This is a genomic window from Gemmata obscuriglobus (assembly GCF_008065095.1).
Classification (GTDB): Bacteria; Planctomycetota; Planctomycetia; order Gemmatales; family Gemmataceae; genus Gemmata; species Gemmata obscuriglobus.
The window spans coordinates 8,375,229-8,395,645 of the sequence record NZ_CP042911.1; the positions used below are offsets into that span (position 1 = coordinate 8,375,229).

The 20,417-nt window shown below is 67.6% G+C and carries 12 protein-coding genes and 2 pseudogenes; 7 read left to right on the forward strand and 7 right to left on the reverse strand.

The genetic code is table 11. The annotated features are described in order from the left end of the window. The first annotated feature begins 72 nt into the window (after window positions 1-72). A complete protein-coding gene (locus tag GobsT_RS34705) occupies window positions 73-1,230 on the forward strand; it encodes a transposase (protein ID WP_010033207.1) in 1,158 nt (385 codons plus the stop codon). Between the two features lie 7 nt (window positions 1,231-1,237). On the opposite strand, the pseudogene GobsT_RS34710 reads toward GobsT_RS34705, so the two are convergent. Next, window positions 1,238-2,257 (reverse strand): annotated as a pseudogene (locus tag GobsT_RS34710) (IS3 family transposase); the annotation flags it as partial. Between the two features lie 427 nt (window positions 2,258-2,684). On the opposite strand from GobsT_RS34710, the gene GobsT_RS34720 reads away from it, so the two are divergent. Genes GobsT_RS34720 through GobsT_RS34730 form a run of 3 tightly spaced genes read left to right on the forward strand, consistent with a single transcriptional unit; the run spans window position 2,685 to window position 5,603 of the window. Continuing rightward, window positions 2,685-4,004, forward strand: a complete 1,320-nt coding sequence (locus GobsT_RS34720; RefSeq protein WP_010036708.1) for a 3-deoxy-D-manno-octulosonic acid transferase — start codon at window positions 2,685-2,687, stop codon at window positions 4,002-4,004. Between the two features lie 44 nt (window positions 4,005-4,048). Next, on the forward strand, window positions 4,049-4,423 hold the full coding sequence (locus GobsT_RS34725) for a protein phosphatase 2C domain-containing protein (protein ID WP_010036707.1): 375 nt from the start codon (window positions 4,049-4,051) through the stop codon (window positions 4,421-4,423). Between the two features lie 34 nt (window positions 4,424-4,457). Next, window positions 4,458-5,603 carry an ISAs1-like element ISGob5 family transposase gene (locus GobsT_RS34730; protein ID WP_010033957.1) on the forward strand — a complete coding sequence of 382 codons (1,146 nt, stop codon included), beginning with the start codon at window positions 4,458-4,460 and terminating at the stop codon, window positions 5,601-5,603. A gap of 328 nt (window positions 5,604-5,931) precedes the next feature. On the opposite strand, the gene GobsT_RS34735 is transcribed toward GobsT_RS34730, so the two are convergent. Beyond that, complete coding sequence (locus GobsT_RS34735; protein WP_197905165.1) at window positions 5,932-6,801, reverse strand: IS3 family transposase; 870 nt, start codon at window positions 6,799-6,801, stop codon at window positions 5,932-5,934. A 115-nt stretch (window positions 6,802-6,916) separates the two neighbouring features. After that, window positions 6,917-7,108 (reverse strand): annotated as a pseudogene (locus GobsT_RS41375) (transposase); the annotation flags it as partial. Window positions 7,109-7,126: 18 nt separating this feature from the next. Here GobsT_RS41375 and GobsT_RS34745 point away from each other — a divergent pair. Continuing rightward, window positions 7,127-9,499 carry a tetratricopeptide repeat protein gene (locus GobsT_RS34745; RefSeq protein ID WP_071529254.1) on the forward strand — a complete coding sequence of 791 codons (2,373 nt, stop codon included), beginning with the start codon at window positions 7,127-7,129 and terminating at the stop codon, window positions 9,497-9,499. 144 nt (window positions 9,500-9,643) lie between these two features. After that, complete coding sequence (locus GobsT_RS34750) at window positions 9,644-10,096, forward strand: hypothetical protein (protein WP_010036701.1); 453 nt, start codon at window positions 9,644-9,646, stop codon at window positions 10,094-10,096. A gap of 812 nt (window positions 10,097-10,908) precedes the next feature. Here GobsT_RS34750 and GobsT_RS38500 read toward each other — a convergent pair. Both GobsT_RS38500 and GobsT_RS34760 read right to left on the reverse strand, forming a co-directional pair. Next, on the reverse strand, window positions 10,909-11,061 hold the full coding sequence (locus GobsT_RS38500; RefSeq protein ID WP_010036700.1) for a hypothetical protein: 153 nt from the start codon (window positions 11,059-11,061) through the stop codon (window positions 10,909-10,911). Between the two features lie 556 nt (window positions 11,062-11,617). Further along, on the reverse strand, window positions 11,618-12,094 hold the full coding sequence (locus GobsT_RS34760; RefSeq protein ID WP_010036699.1) for a DUF1579 domain-containing protein: 477 nt from the start codon (window positions 12,092-12,094) through the stop codon (window positions 11,618-11,620). Window positions 12,095-12,293: 199 nt separating this feature from the next. Between GobsT_RS34760 and GobsT_RS34765 the strand changes: the two genes are divergently transcribed. Then, window positions 12,294-12,875, forward strand: a complete 582-nt coding sequence (locus tag GobsT_RS34765) for a hypothetical protein (protein WP_010036698.1) — start codon at window positions 12,294-12,296, stop codon at window positions 12,873-12,875. A 7-nt stretch (window positions 12,876-12,882) separates the two neighbouring features. On the opposite strand, the gene GobsT_RS34770 is transcribed toward GobsT_RS34765, so the two are convergent. Then, a complete protein-coding gene (locus GobsT_RS34770; RefSeq protein ID WP_010036697.1) occupies window positions 12,883-14,766 on the reverse strand; it encodes a M61 family metallopeptidase in 1,884 nt (627 codons plus the stop codon). A 516-nt stretch (window positions 14,767-15,282) separates the two neighbouring features. After that, window positions 15,283-20,397: an alpha-2-macroglobulin family protein gene (locus GobsT_RS40700; protein ID WP_010036694.1), complete on the reverse strand. Its 5,115-nt coding sequence runs from the start codon at window positions 20,395-20,397 to the stop codon at window positions 15,283-15,285. Window positions 20,398-20,417: the final 20 nt, after the last annotated feature.

Consider the following 20,417-nt stretch of genomic DNA (forward strand, 5'->3'; position numbering starts at 1 on the left):
GATTTATGAGTAGCGGGCCGCATGGGTTTACCGGTCAATGGTGGTTACCACGCCTCCACTGTCGGAGCCCCCATGCGACCCAAACGTCAGTCTATCCGAGCCACCCCGGCCCACGCCACCCGGCACCTCCGTCCGGTCCTGACCGACTGGCTCGGCCGTGCGGTCCAACTGCCCAAGCGTCGCCGCACCTGTACACCCGAGGTGGTGTGGCGGGTGGTGCTGTTCGCCGCGGCGTTCGCCCGCTCGGTGGCCGCGGCCTGTGCCGCGATCGCCGACGCCCCGTCCGGGCAGGCCATCTGGGATTGCTTGTACCTCACGCTGCCCAAGCGGCGCCGCACCCTCGAGCGGCGGTTGCGGCCGGCCCTCCACGCCCCGCTCGGCAAGCGGAAGCGGGCGGCTCGGGTCGCGATCGACTACCACCGGATCGGGTACTTCGGGACGCCGAACCGGGACACCACCCGGTCCAAGGGGGCCGGCGGCACCCACACGTTCCACACGTACGCCACCGCGTGCCTCGTCGGGGGACCGGACCGGTACACGCTCGGGTTGACGGCCGTGGGCGAGAAGGAGCCGATGACCGCGGTGCTCACCCGGCTGTTGGATCAGGTGACGGCGGCACGGGTTACGGTCCGGGTCGCGCTGCTGGACAAGGCGTTCTTCTCGATCGCGGTGATGCGGTTGCTCCAGGCGCGGGGTGTGCCGTTCGTGATCCCGGCCGTGGTCCGGGGCCGCAAGCCCCGGCCCGGGGTGAAGGGGGTCGGGTTGCGGGCCGTGCGGCGGCGGGGCGCGGGTCGATATGCGTACACCCACGCGGATCGGGGCACCTCGGTGCGGGTGCACGTGGTGATCGCTCACAAGAGCTACCGGTACCGGCGGACCGGGGGCCGGCGGAGCAAGAAGTTACTGTACGCGGCGTGGCGGGTGAGCGGGAGCCCGGTGGCGATTCGGGACCTGTACCGGACCCGATTCGGGATCGAGAGCAGCTACCGCCAGTTGGGGCAGGTTCGGCCCCGGACCTCGACCACCGATGGGGTCGTGCGACTCCTGTGGGTGGCCGTCGGGCTGATCCTGCGTAACGCCTGGTTGTGGTCCCGCTCAGCCCGCGGCCTCGGGTGGACACTGGCGGCGGTATGCCTGATACTGTTGGCCGATGGGCTGGCACCTACAGATGGCGAAAATAAGTCCATTACTACTGCACGATCGGCCAACAAAACCAAGCCGCCAACTTGAAACTACTGAGTTCCTTCTTGAGGCTTGCGAAGAACGACTCCATGGCCGCATTATCCCAGCACTGACCCACACCGCTCATACTGCACGCGATCCGCTCCTCGCGCAACCGACGCATGATAATGCTCGCGGGCGTACTGACTGCCACGATCCGAGTGCGCCACCAGAGCCGAAGGCGAAGCCCCCTGGAGACGACGGGCCAGGGCCATCTCCAGCGCGTCCACCACCAACCGACGGGTCCTCGTCTGATCCATCGACCCGCCCACGATCCGGCGGCGGAACAGGTCTTCCACGACCGCCAGGTACAGCCACCCCTCGCGGGTCGGGATGTATGTGATGTCGGCACACCAGCGCGTGTTCGGCTCGTCCGGGTCGAACGCCCGAGCCAACACGTTCTCGGCCACCGGCAACCCGTGGTTGGAGTCCGTCGTCTGACGGAACTTGCGTTTGGTTTTCGCGGCAATCCCGGCCTCGCGCATCACCCGGGCCACGAAGTTCACGCTGCACGCGCGCCCGTTCGCCGCCAGCTCGGCGTGGATGCGCGGGCTCCCGTACCGGGCCTTCACCTGGGCGTGAATGGCCTTCACCTCTTCGGTCAACTCCTCGCGTCGGACCTCGGCGGCACTGGGCTCCCGCGACCGCCACGCGTAGAACCCGGACCGCGACACCCCCAGCACCCGGCACATCAACGCGATGGGCCACGCGGCCTTGCGTTCCTCGATCCCGGCGAAGGTCAGTTCATCTGGGTGACGAAGAACGCCGTGGCTTTGTTGAGGATGTCGCGCTCCATCTCCAGTCGCTTGACGTCGGCCCGGAGTTGTCGCAGCTCTTCTTCGACCGGGGTCAGGTGCCCCGATCCCGGGAACGCCTCGGCACCCTTCTTGAGGACCGCCTTCTTCCCGTCGTGGAGCTGGTTCTCGGTGACCCCGAGGCGGCGTGCCACCTCGGCCACGGAGAGCTTCTGCTCGGTAATCATCTGGACGGCTGAGAGCTTGAACTCCGCCGTGTACACCTTGCGCGTGCCAGCCATCGGTGTGTCTCCTTCTGCTCAGAGTTTACACCGCTTTCCCACTGCCCACCATTCGTGGGGAACTTCAGACGTTTATCCGGTTTCGAGTGGCAACCCGGTGATTACACGCCCGAGTCGCACAGGGGCTACGTTCCAGGTCGCACCTCAAGTTTGGTTCCAAGACAGTTGGGAAAATCCTCGTGCCCTATGGGTTAACGAATGTGACTGGTCAGTTCCGCAAACGCCGCATCGTGAAGGGATGATTGTTGCGCTGGCAGATGGAAGCGTTCGCGTACTTTCTCCGTCCATGAGTCCGGCCACTTTCTGGGCCGCGGTGAGGCTCGGGAGTGGCGAGGTGCTGGGCAGCGACTGGTAGCAAACTAGAATGGGAATCGCGGCTGGAAGGGGGGATCCTCTCAGCCGCACCGCATCTTGGACTGCGATTCCCATGCTCCTTGATCTCGTTTACTTGTTGGCTCTGCTCGCGCTCTCGCCGTGGCTGCTCTGGCGCGCGGCTCGAACCGGTCGCTATCGCCAGAACCTTGCCGCGAAGTTGTTCGGACGAGTCCGCATCACCAACCCGATGCGAAAGCCGGTGGCGTGGTTTCACGCGGTCAGCGTAGGTGAGGTCAATCTGCTCGGGACGCTCGTTCCGGCCTTCCGCAAGCGACATCCCGACTGGCACGTCGTCGTGTCGTCTACCACCGATACCGGGCTCGGCGAGGCCAAACGCCGGTTCACCGATCTGGATGTGATCGCGTGGCCGTTCGACTTCACCTGGGCGGTCGCGTGGGCACTTTGCGCGGTAAAGCCTTCGTTGGTGGTTCTCGCCGAAAGCGAACTGTGGCCGAACTTTCTCGCCGCTGCACGTCAGAAAAATGTGCCCGTGGTCGTGGTGAACGCGCGGGTGAGCCCGCGTAGTTTCCGGCGCCTGAAGCGTGTGGCCGGACTCGCCCGACTGTTGTTGTTCCGCCACGTGACGCGATTCGCGGTCCAAGAGGCGGACTACACCGACCGCCTCCGGCAACTCGGCGTAACGGGTACGAAGCTCGTCACGACGGGGTCGATCAAGTACGACGGCGCGCTGCGCACACGCAGCACACCAGAAACGGAGCGGCTGCGCGGGCTTCTTGGTCTGGTCGGACCTGATCCGTCGGGCGGCTCCTCCCTCGTTCTGCTGGCCGGCAGCACACACGCGCCAGAGGAAACAACCGTCCTCGACGTGTTCGCTCGGTTGCGCACGCGATTCCCGCACGTGAAACTGCTCCTCGTCCCGCGTCACCCCGATCGTTTCGAGGAGGTCGTGCGGCTCGTCGAAGCCTCGCAACTGCCGTTCGTGCGCCGTTCCACCGTTTCGACCCCTCTGGCCGAAGCCCCGGCGGTCATGTTACTCGACACGGTGGGCGAACTCGGCGCCGCGTGGGGATTGGCGGACGTTGGATTTACCGGCGGGAGCCTCGACGGAGTGCGTGGCGGGCAGAGCATGATCGAGCCCGCAGGGTACGGGGTGCCGTGCGTGTTCGGGCCGCACGTGTGGAACTTCCGCGACGCCGCCAAACGCCTAGTTGAAGCGGGCGGGGCCTTAATGGTGCCCGACGCAAATGTCCTTGAGGCGGAGTTGATGAAGCTCCTTAACGACCCCGACCTGCGGGCGCGAATGGGTCGTTCGGCCCGCGAACTGGTCCAGCGCCAACAGGGCGCGACGTTTCGCACGCTCGACGTAATTGATTCCGTCATCCCTTCACTTGCGGTCGCTCGCGCCGCATAACCTCAGTTACAATTGGCCCGGTGAACTCACGACCCGAGGCGCGAATGATCCGGGCGTACACTTTCAGCGCCGCGGGCGGGCACGCCGTCAACGAGGACGTGTTTCTCGTGTGCGAGGTGCCGGGCGGTTATGTCGTCGCGCTCGCCGACGGCCAGGGCGTGCACGCAGGCGGCGCTCGGGCGGCCCGACTCGCCTGTCAAGTCGCACTTGAAGAGTTGATGCGCGGGCCTGAGACCGATTGGGCCGACGCTTTGTCACGCGCCGACAACGCCGTCGCGGCCGATTCCACGGCCGGATTCACCACGCAGGGCAAACGCACTCAATCCCCTAGGAATCGCTGGATTCTAGCTAATTTTGAGGCGTGTGATCGAGCGGCCATCGCTCGCCTCCTGCGCATGTGCGGCCCCGCCTCCATATGATTCTGGCGCGCCCTCACCGCCTCGGAGTCTGCCGATGAGTGCCGCCCCCGGCCCACGCCCGTTAATCGAGTACCTGTCCCAGATCCCGGATCCGCGGGTCGAGTTGAAGTGCTTCCACGACTTGATTGATGTACTCATGATCGTGACCTGTGGGACGATCGTCGGGGCCGATGACTTCGTGTCGATCGCCGAGTTCGCGCGGGCCAAGGAGTCCTGGTTCCGGGACCGGCTGGGGCTGACGCTGCGCAACGGGATTCCGTCCCACGACACCCTCAACCGGGTGTTCGCGCTGGTCCGCCCGGAGGCGTTCGGGCGGTGCTTCCGGGCGTGGGTCGCGGACGCCGCCGAGGGCCTCCGGGTGCCCCACATCCCGATCGACGGGAAGACCATGCGGGGGTCCAAGCGGGTCACCGGCACGGGGGCTCGCAAGGCCACACACATCGTCAGCGCATGGGCTCAGCAGTTGGGCCTCACGTTGGCCCAGGTGAAGACCGACGAGAAGTCCAACGAGATCACCGCGATCCCGGAACTGCTGGAGCGGCTGGACCTCGCGGGGGCCCTGGTGAGCATCGACGCGATGGGCACCCAGAAGGACATCGCCCAGCAGATCGTGGCCGCCAAGGGGGACTACCTGCTGGCGGTCAAGGACAACCAGCCGCGGCTGCTCGAGGACATCCAGCGGTTGGCCGAGGGGGCCCTAGAGGCGAGCTACGCGGGCCGCTCGACCGACCTCAACGAAGGAACGGGCCACGGGCGCGAGGAGATGCGGTTCTGCTTCGTGATCGACGACCTGGAGTCGATCCGGGACCGGAATGTGTGGCCCCGGTTGCGGTCCGTCGTGGTGCTCGTCAGCAGCCGCACGGTCGCCGGTAGGACGAGCGACGAGGTGCGGTATTACATCAGCTCGCGGAAGGCATCGGCCAAGCGGTTCCAAACGTGGATCCGGGCTCATTGGTGCATCGAGAATTCATGCCATTGGGTGCTGGATGTCGCGTTCCGAGAAGACGACCACCGACTCCGTGAAGGGCACGGCCCGCAGAATATGGCCCTCGTGCGCAAGATCGCCTTGGCGATGTTGAAGAAGGCAAACGCCAAATGTGGGATCAAGAACCGGCGACTCAAGGCCGGATGGGATAATACCTACCTCGAACAGGTACTACTGAAAAATCCCGAGGATTGAGTGCGTTTGCCCTGATTCACCACGCTGGTCGCGTTACGGGTAACAGCGGGACACGTCACCGGGCCATCGTGTGGTGACAGCGCGGCAGTCGTGATGTGCGGCGGCGGCCCCACAGGTGGAGTTCCCCCACGAAAAGTAGACGTGCTTTAGTACTACAGCGCCTCTGGTTGTCCCCGACTCCGCCTCTCGACATCGGCTGCGCTCAACACGGCCTGGCGGCGCTTGCGGTGGCACCCTTTGGCGATCCGGTTGCGCTCCTGTCGCCACCGGGACCACGTCAGGATTTGGTCCTCTGGGATGCTGACGATTTGGCGGACAGTCCAGCTGCTTAGTTCTGGGCCATGGTGCGGGTTACGAATTGGTGGGGTGTAAGGTAGCCGATCGCCGAATGCTCCCGCTCGAGTCGGTAGTACCTCACGTACTCCGCGACGACCGTCCGGGCCGCCGCGACACTGTCACACTCGGCCACTTCGAGTTCGCGCTTGATCGAACTCCAACAACTTTCCATGAACGCGTTGTCGTAGCAGTTGTCCGCCCGACTCATGCTCTGCTTCATTGAGGCACGACGCAGCACAGCTCGATACTCGGTGCCGGCGTACTGCCCGCCGCGATCCGTGTGATGCACCAGACCGGCCCTCGGTTGGCGCTCGCGGATCGCACGGCGCAACACGTCCAGCACCAGCGGCTCCGTCATCGTCGCGTCAATCGACCACGCCACGATGTCACGCGAGTACCGGTCCAGCAACGCGGCCAGGTACCCGAACCCGCCGCCACGCAGCGGCAGGTACGTGATGTCGCCAACCCACAACTCATCGACCCGCGTCGGCTCATCCGCCTCGAGCAACAGGTTCGGGCTGTACCCCAGGGTGTGACGCGAGTCGGTCGTCTTGGGTACGAACGACCTCGGCTGGATCGCTCGCAAGCCCTGGCTTTTTAGGACCCACGCGACGCGCTTCGGGCTGCACACGATGTCCTCGTCCGCCAATTCCGAGGCGATGCGTCGGGCCCGGTAGCGACGGCGATGCCTCACGAAGATGTCCACGATGGCGGGTGTGAGTTCGTCGAGCTCCTGCTCGCGAGCACCGGGTTCTCGGGTGAGCCAGTCGTAGTACGCCGAGCGACTCACCTCGAGCGCGTCGCAGATCGTGACCGTAGGAATGCTCGTGTCCTGAGCGATGGACTCGATGGCGGCATACACGTCGCTCACTCGTTGCGGCCGAAAATGGCGAGCGCTTTTTTAGCACGTCGCGCTCGCGGGTGACGCGGAGCAACTCGGCTTCGAGTTGCTTCACGCGATCCTCGAGGGTCGAAGCGACGGGGCCGGCATGTTCGAGCTGCCGAGCCTTCCACTTGTACAGGAGCGTGGGGTCGTCGAGCCCGAGCCGCTCCGCCACGCTGGTCGCCGTGTGCCCATCCAGGAGCATCTGAACGGCTTCGCGGCGGAACTCCTCCGTGAACTTCCGTCGGGACGTGGTCGGTGCCGGTGGGCTGGCCTTTCGAGGCATCGTCGAACTCCTGTGGCGATGGCCATCTTAGGCAGTTGGGCTGTCCGCCAAATCGTCAGCACCTCACAGGGCCGGTCCGCCACGGACCCCTGCCATTACCCGTCGGTTCCTCGACGAGGCCAGATCACCGGGCAGCTCCAGCACCTCGGCGTACCGCCCGTTCACGACCTCGGCACCTTTCCGGACGGGCGCCCCTTTCTGGTGATGAAACTCATCAAGGGACACACCCTGAGCGACCTGCTGCGCGAGCGCCCGGCTCCCGGGTACGAGCGGGCGCGGTTCATCCAAGTGTTCGAACAGATCTGCCAGACGGTCGCGTACGCGCACAGCCGGAACGTGATCCATCGGGACCTGAAGACCGCCAACGTGATGATCGGGGCGTTCGGCGAGGTTCAGGTCATGGACTGGGGGCTGGCCAAGGTGCTCACGGGCGCGGCCGACGGGGGCGCCGCCGAGCACGGCTCTCCGGACGACACCGGCCCGGCGAGCGAGATCGAGCTGTCGCGCGACGCCGACCCGCTGACCCGCGCCGGCAGCTCGTTCGGAACCCCGCAGTACATGCCGCCCGAACAGGCGCAGGGGGAGTGGGCGGCCGTCGGGCCGCGCGCGGACGTGTTCGCGCTGGGCGGCATCCTGTGCGAGGTGCTGACCGGTCGCCCGCCGTACACCGGTAAGACCGCGGAGGTACGCGCCAAAGCCGTTCTGGGCACCGTGGGCGACGCGCTCGCACGGCTCGACGCGTGCGGGGCCGAACCGGAGCTGGTGGAACTGGCGAAGCAGTGCCTCGCGCCGAGCCCTGAGGACCGCCCTTCGGACGGAGCGGCCGTCGCGGACCGAGTTGCGGCGTTCCGGGCGGGGGTGGAGCTGCGCATCGAGCGCGAGCGGTTGGCCCGGAACGCGGACGCGGTCGGGGCGCTGCTGAAGCAGTGCGAAGACGCTCTTCAGAATGACGACGCCTCCAGTACCGCCATCCTCCTCGAGCAGGCCGAGCGGAGGGCCGTGGAGGGGGCGGACGGGTTCGAGCCGCGCCTCGCCCGCGCCCGCGCGGACCTCACCACACTTCAGGAACTCGACCGGATTGAGGACCTGCGGTGGACCGTTAGCGACAACAAGCTGCCCCCGCGGGCGGCGATCGTCACCGCCTGGGCGGAGGCGCTCCGGCGGCACGGGATCGCACCCGGGAGCACGCCCCACGCCGCGGTCGGTAAGCTGCTCCGCGAGTCCGTGATCGGGCGCCGGCTCCTCGCCACCCTCGACCAGTGGTTCGCCTCGGAGCCGTCCGACGCGCTGCTCGAACTGCTCAGTGCGGTCGACCCCAACGCCTACCGGTGCCGGGTGCGCGAGGCGATCCACGCGCGGGACGCAAAGCGGCTGACCCGGCTCGCGGGCCAACCCGATGCGCTCCAACTGGCGCCACAGTTCGCGGCCGTGCTGGGCGAGCAGGAGAGCATCCGCCCGGAGCGCCGCACACAGATCCTGCGCGCCGCCCACGAGCGCCAGCCCGACAGCCTGTTGGTGCTGATGGCCCTCGCATCCCCCGGCCCCGCGCCGGCGGCCGACGCCGCGGCGGAGCGAGTCGGGTGGTACCGAGCGGCTCTGGCGCTCCGGCCGAAGAACGCGGCCGTGTGGAACAACCTCGGCATCACACTGCGTCAGTGCGGCGATGTGGACGGGGCGGTGGAGGCGTACCGGCAGGCGTCCCGGTTCGCCCCGACAGACGCCACCGTTCGCTACAACCTCGGGATCGCGCTGCACGCGAAAGGCGAACTCACACCGGCGGCCGAGTCGTACCGCGAAGCGATCAAGCTTGATCCCGGGTACGCGAAGGCGCACTCCAATTTGGGCCTCGTGCTGCACGATCTCGGTTCCGCGGAGCAGGAACTGGCCGCGCACCGGCAGGCCATCGCGTGCGACCCGTCGTTCGGTCGCGCCCACTACAACCTCGGGAACGCGCTGGCCCACCAGGGCGAGCTCGACGCCGCGATCGCCGCTTACCGCGACGCGCTCCGACTCGATCCGGATTACGCGCCCGCGCACCACAACCTGGGGATCGCGCTTCAAAAAAGCGGCGATTCGGGCGGGGCGGTCGAAGCGATCCGAGAGGCGGTTCGGCGCGACCCGGCCGACGCCGCCGCGCCGCGAACGCTTGCCGCGGTGCTGGAAAAGAAAGGCGACTTGGCCGGCGCGGCCGCGGCGTACCGGGAGGCGACCGAGCGGGACGCGAAGGACGCGGGCACGTTCTTCCGGCTCGGATGGCTCCTGGACCGGATGGGCCAGCCGGCCGAATCGCGGGCCGCGTTCCGACGGGCGGGTAAGCTCGACAAACGGTACGCGAAGTGCGCCACCGGGTCCCGCGTCGAGATCCTCAAAGCCCTGAACTTCACCGCTTAACAGCCTTCCGGCATACGGTTGCGCACGGCGCCAAGAATCCGCTCTGGTCGCGACGCGTCCCGGCGTTAAAGTAAAGGTCCCCTGACGCGCAGGACGGGCGACCAGGACGGTCGCCGAATCGGGACGCATAGAGGTTCCCCGCACGTGAAAATTCGCCACTTCGCACTCGACGCACACGCCCAACTCCGCAAATTCGGCCGCCGGGCGGTTCACGAGGTACTCGCGGGGCGTCTAGACGCTCGGGCGATCGATCCCGCGCTGTCGCGCGAGCTGGCGCTGGTGACCGTGGTGTGCGACGACAGTTTGATCCCCGAGCAGACGTACCTGCTGCGCGTACCCCTTACCGACGGTGTGCTTACCACCGCAGACCGGTTGGTGCTCCGGGCGTTCGTGCGTCCGGACTGCGTCACCCCGGGCGAGGCGGTGCGACACCACTTGGCCGGATGGCCGAGCGACCTGTTGCCGCAACTCGCGGTGGCAATGGATGTACCGGTGGCCGGACTCGGTGAGACGCTCGAGGTCGGCGGGCCGGCGCTTGTCGCGGCGCTGACTGGTCGGTCGATTGGAAGTGTGGTGCGCGGGTTGGATCGCACGTAACACGCCGCACCGGGGAGACCGGCTCAAGGGCCGCCTCCCCGGTACGGGAGGTGTTCCGAAGGCGACCCAGAACGTGAACAAACGTGCCTTGGCAGTGCGAACGGCTGGACACGCCTGGTAATGAAGGCAAAAGTAGGCGAAACGGTAGCTGCGATCCGAATCTCAATACCAGGTCTTGCGCCGTGTATAGTGCAATCCCGGCGGATGGGCGTAACATACGTCACCATTATTAGTTACCGCACTTCGCAAGACGATTTCGCAACTATTCAGATAAGACGGAATTTCTGACACCTCCTGTTTAGCGCCGAATATTTCGACTCAATGGGTTGATTCTGACATGGTGTGTGGGCTATAGTTCTTTCAGACCGGCCGCGGCAGCCACACTGAATGGGCGACAGTGTGACAGCTTGCGGCCGGTCGTTTTTTCGTAATTGCTTCTGCAACTCTTTTCTCCGCCGCCCCCATTCTTTTGTGTCAGCATTCACACCCATTCTGATCGCCGCACATCCCAACCGCTGCTCTTGAGCCACGCGCGATTCACAGAGCATCCCCGAGCGTCTTCAGGCCAGTTCCGGATCAAATTGTCACTTTGTAGATCGTTCCCCCGCGCCGTTCGTTTTTGCTGTCGAGGTCGGTAGGCGCGTTGCAAGGCTTTTGAAGGTTCAGGAGATCGCCTGCGTAGCTCTTACACGGCAGTACACAACGACGGAAGAATGCTCCGCGGTCCGAACGGTCATCGGGTCCTGTAAACGAGTCACGCTGCCGTGCCGGGGCCGGCAGGCAGCGCGTGAGTTCTCTAATAACGTGTGCGGTCAGACGGACCGGCCGGGGCGCGGGGCCTCGGGTTCGCGCCGGCCGACCACTTTGGTGGTGTGCATCAGGTACACCAGTTCGAGCAGCGTTTCGGTAACGGGACGGGCGGGCTTGCGGGCGGCCTTCGTGGTCTTCTTTTGGGTGGCGTTCATCGGAGCATCCTGTGCGGTTGAGGGCGGCGTCCGTTCGGTGTTGAACATTTGCACGCCGCGTGCCGGCCCGCACGGATTGAAAAAACGTGTTCCGCCGCCCAGATCGCTGTTCCATCCGGGCGGCGAAACGCGGTAGCATCCCACCAGCGGGCGGTTGAGTTCGTTGTGCCCGTCGACAGAGTTGTCGCTGGTTTCCGACTCGACAAGATAACGTTCCCATAAATCTTCCCGCGGTACGTGGCCGCTGCTACCAGTCCACGCGCAGAACTCACCTCACGCTGCCCCCAACTCCTCGTAGCCGCCTTGCATCAAGGCCCGGGCCCCGCCCGGTCGGCTCGACCGGAGTCGCGACCGGTACGCAGGCGTCGAAGTCGGAAGTGTCCGTCAACCGGCCGGTGATGGGGGAACCACAAGCCGGTGGGGCAACGCCCTGCGCACGGAGTGCGTCGTACACTTCACTGATGGCAGGCCCCATGACGGACTGGAGTTCGTTACGGACACGACCAGGGAGGCGCAGGCGAACAGTTGCGCGGGCACGTCGGCCACGGTTGGCGGGTCAGGCTTTACGGCGGTAGTGGGCGGTACAGAAGTGGTGCCACTGACCGTCGTCGCCGAGCAACCGCGATGTCAGCGTGCGGTGATCCGGGGACACGATCTCGATCGCGTCCTTGTACTTGGCGGTTTTGGTCGGGTCGGCGAAGTTCGGCCCGTCCGCGTCGAGCGTGAGCACCTTGCCGGCCGCGTCCAGTTCGCCCTCGTACACCCAGAGGTTGGTCATCATGGACCCGATGAACGTGCCCACGAACTTCTTTTTGGCCGGGTCGTAGCCGAGCGTCATCACGGTCCGGGCCGGGGAACCGTCGGGCATGGAACTCGTGCCCTCACACTGCACCCACACCCCCAGCGAGCGAACAGTTTCGGTGTTGATTTGCTTGGTCGACGGTTGATCCTGGCCGCCGCCGTCCATCTCCATCACCCACTCGCCGACCAGTTGCTCCAACCACTTGTGCTCCTTTTGCGGTTCCGCGTGCATGGCAGCCTCCGTTGAGTGGGCGAAGCGAGGAAGGTAAGGGGGGCTTCCTGGCGTGTCGAGGTCAGCAGTCGGTTCTCGATGACACATCGCCGTTCGTCCCGGCACGCGTGCCCGGCGCCGGGACGAACGGCGGGCCGTTGCGTAAAGTGCCAGCTTGCCGGGCCGGACCGACGCGGCTTCACCCGATCGAAGAATGCCAATGACCGACTCGTGCTCCTTTGCCGTTGACGTATTCCGAACCGTGTGCGACCGGTTCGCCTCTAAAGCGCTTGATCTGCGGTTGCTGGTGGAAGCCGCCGTTCCGTTCGGGGAGTGGCTCAACCGCGAAGCCTTCCTGGCGTGCAAGCACCGGGAGGCGAGTTACCCGTTTTGCGAAGTCGCGGCCGAACCCACGTATACGAGCGAGGGCGTGCCGGACGACGACTCCAACCGCAACCGCGGGGACTTGCGTGTCGGCGGACCCGACAACGGTGCCCACCACTGCTGGGCGTTCGCCGAATTCGTCCTCGTCCACGACGGGAACCGCGCGGGCGAAGAATGGCGGCGAACGTTCGTAAGCGTCACGGACCGGTTGCTGCGGCTCGGGTGGAAGAAGTCCGCCGCCCTCATGATTGTGGTGACGGCGAGCGGGAACAACCGATCGCCGGACCACACCGGCTGGGATCGGCCTTCGCTCACCGATCCGTTCGTCATCCCGCTGCCGGGTGGCGGAACCGTCATCCTGACGGCGTTCGACATCAAGCAGAACCCGGCCGACACGCTCGTGGCGCCGGCCGGCTGAGGACGCGTCATTTCGCACGCGGTTTGAGGATTTCGCCCAGCACGTCCGCTTGCGACTGCACCCGCTCCAGGTCCAGGTAACGCAACCCGTCGGCGTACTGCACCACTACAGTGCGGAAGTCCTCGCCGTCTTCGACCAGTAGCTCGACCTTCTTGCGGGCCACGCTGTCGGCGATGGCGTCCCGCAGCCGGTTCGCGCTGAACTTCTTGCCGTTAACGCCGATCACCTTCATACCCGGGGAAAGGCCCGCCTTATCCGCCGGTAGCCCCGGATCGACGCTCGCGATCACCCCGCCGGGCGCCGACATCCCCAGCGAGTCCGCGGCGGGGTTGTCCGGTGGCGCGCTCGGCCGCCCCGCGCCGGGCGCCTTGTCGGTGTACTTCAGCCGGTAGCCGAGCCGGTCCACCACCTCCAGCGGGAGCGACTCCTGCGGCGCCGCCACCCGCCGCTGGAGGAACGGCTCCCAGTCGTACTCGGCCGTCGCCTTCAGGTCCCGCACCACGTCCGCGAGTTCGTACCCGGCGACCGTTTTTTTGCCCGGCACGGCCGCGAAGAACCGCTTGCAGAAGTCGTCGAGCGACTTCGCCCCCTCGGTCTTCTCACGGATGATGGCGTCGCACTCGTACCAGAGCAGCATCCCTTCCATGTAGAAGTCCTGCAGGCGGCGCAACTGGTTCCACGAGTTGCCGGGGTTGCGGGACAGGTGCGCCGCGACCGCGGTGTCCTCCAGGGGCCGCCACTGCCGCCCGGCGGTGCGGGACAGCGAGCGGATCTTGCCGGTCATCGTCAGCCGGTACTCCTCCGGGGTGAGCAACCCGGCCCGCACCGACAGCACCTCTCCCAGGTACTCGGTCAGCCCCTCGTACACCCACAGCAGTTTGGTCTTCTGCGGGGTGTTGAAGTCCGGTGTGACCATCGCCGCCGGGCGCCGGTACTTGCCGCACCATGAGTGGGCGTACTCGTGCGGCAGCAGGTTCGCCAGCCACCACCCCTTGCGGAGCCGCTCGTCCACCAGCCCGCGTTCGCCTACCCCGTTGAGGCTGCACGACAGGTGCTCCAGCCCGAACTGGCCGAGGGTGTCGCTGCACACCACCAGGAAGTGGTACTCTGGGTAGTGCGCGACGCCGAACAGCGCCCACGCCTCCCGCACCAGCCGCGAGTACAGGTCCACGATCTTCGGGTCCAGGTTCAGCACCTCCGGCGATTCCGACGTCACGTGCAGGAACGCGGGCGGCCCGGCGCCGGCGTCGAGCTTGAACGTCTTCAGGTGCCGACCGGCGATGAGCGGGCAGTCCACCAGCGTGGTGAGTGAGGCGGTGCCGAACGTCACGGCGTCGCCCTTGCCCTTCTCGCCGTCCGCCTTCAGCGCGGTGGCGTACTTCCACCCGGCGGGCAGTTGCAGCCGCACGTTCACCGGCTGGTCGTCGGCCGCCGGCCCCTCCGGGTAGAGCAGGCACGTGTTCCAGTTGATAACGCCGAGGTCCGGGGTGCCGACGGTGTGGGTGCTGGCGCGGTCCGCCCCGGCCGACTCGCAGACCGTGTCCAGTTTCACGCGGAGCTTGGTGGCGCCGTCCGGCACCGTGAGGACGAAGCGGTAAAGGTCCACCTCGTCGCGGGTCCAGCGCACGGCGGTGCCGTTGTCGGTCTCGATCCGGAGCCCGGCCACGTCCTCGACCCGGCCGTGCGGGCCGTGCGAGCCGGGGAACCACTTGGGGTACACCAGCCGCAGCGGGCCGGGTTTGCACGGGATGTCGAGCGTGGTGTGAACGAGTCGCCGCGGTAGTTCGCGGGCGTCAACTTCGATGGCCAGCGCGGGCGCGTCGGCGCCAATCGCCGGGAGCACCGTGACGCACAGGGCCGCAACCGCGGCAGCGGAACGGACGAACGACATAAGGTTTTTGCCCAGTTGGGTTAATTGCCGTCCCGCCAGCGTAACCGAGGCGGTCCCGCGCGGCCATGCTCTGGATGTGGGTTCCACCGAGTTCCTGCCCAAAGGAGGAGCCGCTTGCACGACCCAAATGGTCTGCGGTCAGCGAATGCGCAAGACATCGCGCTACATCTTTACAGATGGCACGGGACCGATGTTGACGTGTCCCGAGGGCGTGATGGGGTTTTGAGGCGTGTGATTCGGTGGGAGCAACCGCCCAGCGAATTGGTAGCGAATTGCCAGTCGGGCGGTAGCGAGTGTCCAGTCGATGACCCCGTCGGTTGCGACCGATCGGCGCTGTAACGGGCGTTACAGCACCGACGGGCGGGGGCAAACTCACGATACGCTTTTGTGGTTTGGAGTGTGGCCCGCTCGCTCCGCGAGCGGTGCGATGCGGATCAGATCGACCACGGATGTTACCCGCCCGCACAGCGTTCCGCTCGCGGAGCGAGCGGGCCACATTCCAAACCACAGCGGCGCTTACTTCGCCGTCACCTTCAGCACGAACGAGTCGCTGTGCCCGCCGCTGGCCGGCTGGTACATCAGTTCGCCGCGGGCCGGTGGGAGCGTGAACTCCCCCGCGAACTCGGTCAGCGCCACGAACTCCGCGGTCGCCGCGGGGGCCGTCTCGTAGTGGAAGCACGTCATCCCCTCGCGGTCCTCACGCAGCACGTGCCCGCTGGCGGTGGGGAACCGTTTATCGGTCGCGGGGATCGTCTCGGCACCCGCCGGCTTCGGGCTCTCGATCAGGAAGAACTGGAGCGCCCCCGCGGACGGTGTGGCGGTCACGCGGACCTTCACGAAACTGCCGACCGGCACACTCGCGCCGCTCGCCAGCTCGGTCCAGTTCCCGTCCGCGCCGCGCACGCTCACGGTGCGCGTCATCTTGACGCCGTGGTCGCGGGCCGGTGTGGCCTCGCCGCTCGCGCGGGTGAACCGCACCTGCACCCGGACCAGCGCGCCGGCCGCCTCTGCGCCCCGCACTTCAATCGTGTTGTCACCGGGCTTCAGTGCGGCGCCCCCGAACGTCATTACCTTCGACGCGGTCGAATCGAGCGTCGCGCCGCCGCGCTCGGTGCCGTTGGCGAACACCTTGACAGATCCCAGCGCCGCCGGGCCGGCGCGGACCGCCGCCAGGTAGTCGCACAGCGCGTACAGCACGCACGCGGTGTCCTTCGTCGAGTCCCACCGGTCGCCGCGCTTGGTGCCGTGGAAGTACGCCAGCACGCCCGGGATCAGCGGGTCCGTGGGGTCACGCGCCACCAGCGCCTTCATCACCGTGGCGGTGACCTCCGTCGTGTTGTCGCCCCAGCGCGAGAACCCGGCCCGCGTCCAGAACACCCGCTCCCCCGAATTCTTCGCGCGGCGGTGCAGCTCCTTCGCCAGCTTGTCCGCCAGTGCCGGGTGCCGGTGCTTCACGGCCAGTTCGAGCGCCTGCGCGTGCCCGGTGTCGGACAGTTCCTTGTGGCCCGCAGTTTTGTCGATCCGCCCGAACCACGGGCTCAGGTCGATGCCCGCGGTCCGGAGGTGCTCGCCGCTCAGCCCCGCCACCCACAGGCAGAACAGCGCGTCGTTCACTTCAGTGGCATTGCGCCCGCCGGCCCCGAACGCCGTCCCCCACCCCCGGCTGATGGCAAGGTCCCACGGCCCGGCGGTGTGGTCGAGGTACTGCTTGAGGCGCGCCATCCCGCGGCCGATGGCGGTCGGGCTCGGGCACGGGTAACCCGCGTCCTCGGCCGCCAGCAGCCCGAACAGCGCGTAGGGCGTCATCATCTCGTGGGTCTGGCCGCTCCCCTGCCAGCCCCACCCGCCGTCCGGCTGCTGGAGCTGGATGAGCCGCTTCTGCCCGGCGTCCACCACTTTCGGGAGCTTCTCCTCCAGCTCTTTGGTGACCCCAATTCCCGATTGCTTCAGGATGGCCGCCACCCGCAAGGCCGGCAGGAACCGGCTCATCGTCTGCTCGACACAGCCGTAGGGGTACTCGACCAGGTACGGAAGCGTGTCCGCGAGGTCGGCGGCGATTGTCGGCGCCACCGCTACCGTGACCTGCGCGGTCTTCGGGTTGAACCCCTCCGGCATCTCGAACGTGAGCGCGCCCCGGCCAACAACCCCGGACACGGTCACGCGCTCCGGTACGGCCGGGCTCGTGACCGGGATCTTTTTGAGCGCGGCATCGGTGCCGGCGTCGGACTTTACCGACATGAGCAGTTCGGTCGTGCCCGGCGCGCCCGCCTTATAGGTCCAGTACACGGGGACGGTGCCGTTCGCCGGCACCTTCAGCACCTGCTCGGCCGCCGAGAGCACCCGCCCGTTCTCCGCCCGCAGGTGCGCCCGGACGTTCTGCTCCTGGTCGCTCAGGTTGTGGACCGTGCCGAACACGCGGGCCACGTCCCCCTCGGCGAACGCCCGCGGGAGCATCGGCCAGATCATCACCAGGCGCGAGGTCTCGAACCGGGCCGTCGCGGTACCGACGTGCATCTTCGGCGAGACCGCGGTCACCTGGACGCGCCAGCCGGTCAGCGCGTCCGGCACCTTGAAGGTTGCCGTCGCGGCGCCGGCCCGGTCGGTGCGCAGGCTCGCGCTCCAGAACGCGCTGTCGGCGCGGTCACGGCGCACCAGTTCTTCGCCCGCCCCGAGCCCGGGCTCAGCGGCACCGGGGAGCGGTCCGCCGGCCAGCCCGACCGGTCCCGGTGGCGGCGCGACTTCCGCCCCGCCGGCGCCGGGGCGCGGGGCATTGCCGTGCCCCGCCACACCGCCACCAATACCGCCGATGCCACCCGCGATACCGCCGCCGAACCCGCCATTGATGCCGGCGAACCCGCCGCCGAACCCGCCGATGCCGTTGCCGAGGTTGCCGTACTGGCCGAGCTGGCCGCCCCCGACGCCCGAGAACCCGCCGCCCGAGAACCCGGCGATTCCGAACTGCCCGTTGGGCTGATAGCCGCCACAGTTGAACCCGCCACAGAAACTACCGGACGGCATGCTTCCGCTGCATCCGAACCCGTAGCACGGCACCGCCTGGTTCAGGTTACCGCGGTGCCCGGCCCACGGATCGGGGCCGTTGTGGGGAACCAGCCCGATCAGCACCTCGGTGCCGATCACCGCGGCCGAGAGGCGCTGCCGCGTCTCTTCCGCGACCGCGTCGGGCCGGAACAGGTCGGCGAGCAGGGCGGCCTTCGGCACCTTCCATTGCGGCGCCTGAGGGTGAGAAGGCTGTGCCACGTACACCGTGAACCCGGCGAGCCGCACAAGCGTGACAATGTCGCCCAGCGTGAGCACCCCTGCGGGGCCGCTTTGCGCGAGGTGCTGGAGCTGGTGCTCCACCCCCGGCTCCTTCGCGAGCGCGGCCTTATCCGCCAGCAGCTTGCGGGCCTTCGCGACCAGTTCAGCGACACCGACCGAGCCCAGGCGCGTCGCGACCAGATCGCGGGCGGCCCGGCCGCGGCCCCGCGCGTCCGCCAGGAACCGGCTGCGGACATCAACCGACAGATCACCCGCGACCCGCAACAGCGACTCGTCGAACACCGACACGATCAAATCGACCTCTTCCGCGCGGTTCACGTGGAACCCGAGCTTCACCTCCGCGCCGGGGCGGACCGTCTCGGGCACGGTCGTGGCGACCGTCAGCGTGCGGTCGGTGGGGACGACGTACAGATCGTGCTGGTCGGCGTGGACGCGGCCGGGCGCCTCCGGGTACTGCGCGCACACGGCGCAGCCGTACCGCAGGTTCGCGGGCAGTTGCTCATCAACGCGCGCCACCCCGTTTGGCCCTGTGGTGAGCACCTTGACCAGCTTCACGCCCGCGGCGTCGCGCAGCGTGAGCAGCACCCGCGCACCCGCGAACCGGGTGTGAACGGCGCCGGTCAGCGTGCTCCCGGCGGGCACCTCGCGGGCGTCGAGCCGCAGCGCCAGCCCCGGGAGGTGCTCGACGTGCTTCACCACCACGCCGGTTTCGCTCTGAAGTACGGTTCCGTCGCCCAGCCGCGACACCGCGAGCAGTTTGTACGCCCCGGGCTCGCGCAACATGACATCGGCTGCGCCGTTCGCGACCGGCACGACACTCTGAAACGTGCGCTTCACGGGGTCGAACACGGGTCGCGCGGTCCACCCGGTCGCCGGCACCGGGGCGGGGGCCGGCGCACCGAGCGGCGCCAGCCGGGGGCCGCCCGATGTCAGCTCGCTGTCGGCCGCCGGCGTCGCCCACGGCGCCGCGAAGTTGGCCCCGAGCTTCACCACGGCGACAGTAGTGGTGTGGGCCTCCCGCGCGCCCAGCCCGTCGATCGTGACTGTTGCGGTCACTTTTTCGTCGGTGGTGTACAGCTCTTTTGGCGTGACGATGCGAAGCGCTTTCGCGCCTGCGGGCGCGAGCGAGAAGGTGCCGGCGGCGTTGCTCTCGCGCCCGGTCTCGTCCAGAAAGCGCGCGGTCACCGCGACCGAGTGCTCGCCCCGCAGCCACGCCGGCCACAGGTCGAGTTCGGTGGTCGTCGGCCGCCCGAGGGCGAACTCCGCTTTGCCCTCGCGGGCGGCGACGGTGCGGGCGCCGAGCCCCGCGAACGACATCGCGGACACGTTGTTCGCGAGCGTCAGCAGGCGCTCGTCGCTCGGCAGCGCGTCGAAGTCGTCGGCCGACGGCGGCCCGCCCTCGTTCGCGACGAACTGCTCCGGCTCCAGCGCGAGCTTACCGACCTCCGCGGCCCGGGTGACCACCGCGGACCACGTCGCCGACGCGCCCGCGACCGCGCGGCCGAGGTAGTCGCGGGCGTCGAACGTGACGACGAGCTTGCCGCCCCGGACTTCGCCCTTGAGCTTGAGGCTCACCTGCGTCTTGCGGTACTCGCCGAGCAGCACCCGGGCGGCGCCGTCGAGCGGCGTCGCGCCGGCTTCGTGCAGGATTCGCAAGGTGTAGTGGTCGAGCGCATCAGCATCCGCAAACGTGTACTCGCCGGTCACGCGCCCGCTCGCGTCGGAGCGGACCTTCACCCGCGCCGCCCGGGTGCGGCGCGTCTCACTCACCAGTTCGGCCATGAAGTCCCGGTTCGCGAGCGGCGTGAACTCCAGCCCGTCGGCGGTGTGGTGCAGGTGCGCCACGAACTTGAGCGTGTGCCCGGGGCGGTACGCGGAGCGGTCTGTGACGATGAACGCGGACTGGCGCACGCGCTCCGCTTTCGCGGGGAGGGTGGTCCGGGCGGTCAGCGCCTTATTCCCGTTGCGTGCCGGGACGGTCACGGTTACCGGCCGCGGCGTCGCGCCGGAGTTGGCCCATTCGAACGTGTTGTCCTCGCTGAGGGTGGCCTTGTGTTCGACGTTGCCGGCCTTGATGGTGACCGTTGCGCCGTCGTAGCTGCGGCCACCCGCGACCCAGCCGCGGAGCCCGGTCTCGTCCGGCAGAAGGATCAGTTCGGGCTTGTTCGCCGCGGGCTCCACCTGCGCGAACAGTGGCACCAGCTCCGGCTCCTTCGCCGCAAGTCGCTTTTCCGATTCGCCTTCGGTCTGGCCTGGCGGCTTGCTGCCGAGCGCGAGCACCGCAGAAATGAGGAAGAGGCCGGCCGCCGTTGCCGACAGCCAGCGCGGAAGAGAGTGAACCCACCGCATCATCACACCCCTTTCCGGGACGC

Coding starts and splice junctions, on each gene's coding strand:
- GobsT_RS34705 (WP_010033207.1), top strand. CDS start 73: ATGCGACCCAAACGTCAGTCTATCCGAGCCACCCCGGCCCACGCCACC.
- GobsT_RS34720 (WP_010036708.1), top strand. CDS start 2,685: ATGCTCCTTGATCTCGTTTACTTGTTGGCTCTGCTCGCGCTCTCGCCG.
- GobsT_RS34725 (WP_010036707.1), top strand. CDS start 4,049: ATGATCCGGGCGTACACTTTCAGCGCCGCGGGCGGGCACGCCGTCAAC.
- GobsT_RS34730 (WP_010033957.1), top strand. CDS start 4,458: ATGAGTGCCGCCCCCGGCCCACGCCCGTTAATCGAGTACCTGTCCCAG.
- GobsT_RS34745 (WP_071529254.1), top strand. CDS start 7,127: ATGGCCATCTTAGGCAGTTGGGCTGTCCGCCAAATCGTCAGCACCTCA.
- GobsT_RS38500 (WP_010036700.1), bottom strand. CDS start 11,061: ATGAACGCCACCCAAAAGAAGACCACGAAGGCCGCCCGCAAGCCCGCC.
- GobsT_RS34760 (WP_010036699.1), bottom strand. CDS start 12,094: ATGCACGCGGAACCGCAAAAGGAGCACAAGTGGTTGGAGCAACTGGTC.
- GobsT_RS34765 (WP_010036698.1), top strand. CDS start 12,294: ATGACCGACTCGTGCTCCTTTGCCGTTGACGTATTCCGAACCGTGTGC.
- GobsT_RS34770 (WP_010036697.1), bottom strand. CDS start 14,766: ATGTCGTTCGTCCGTTCCGCTGCCGCGGTTGCGGCCCTGTGCGTCACG.
- GobsT_RS40700 (WP_010036694.1), bottom strand. CDS start 20,397: ATGATGCGGTGGGTTCACTCTCTTCCGCGCTGGCTGTCGGCAACGGCG.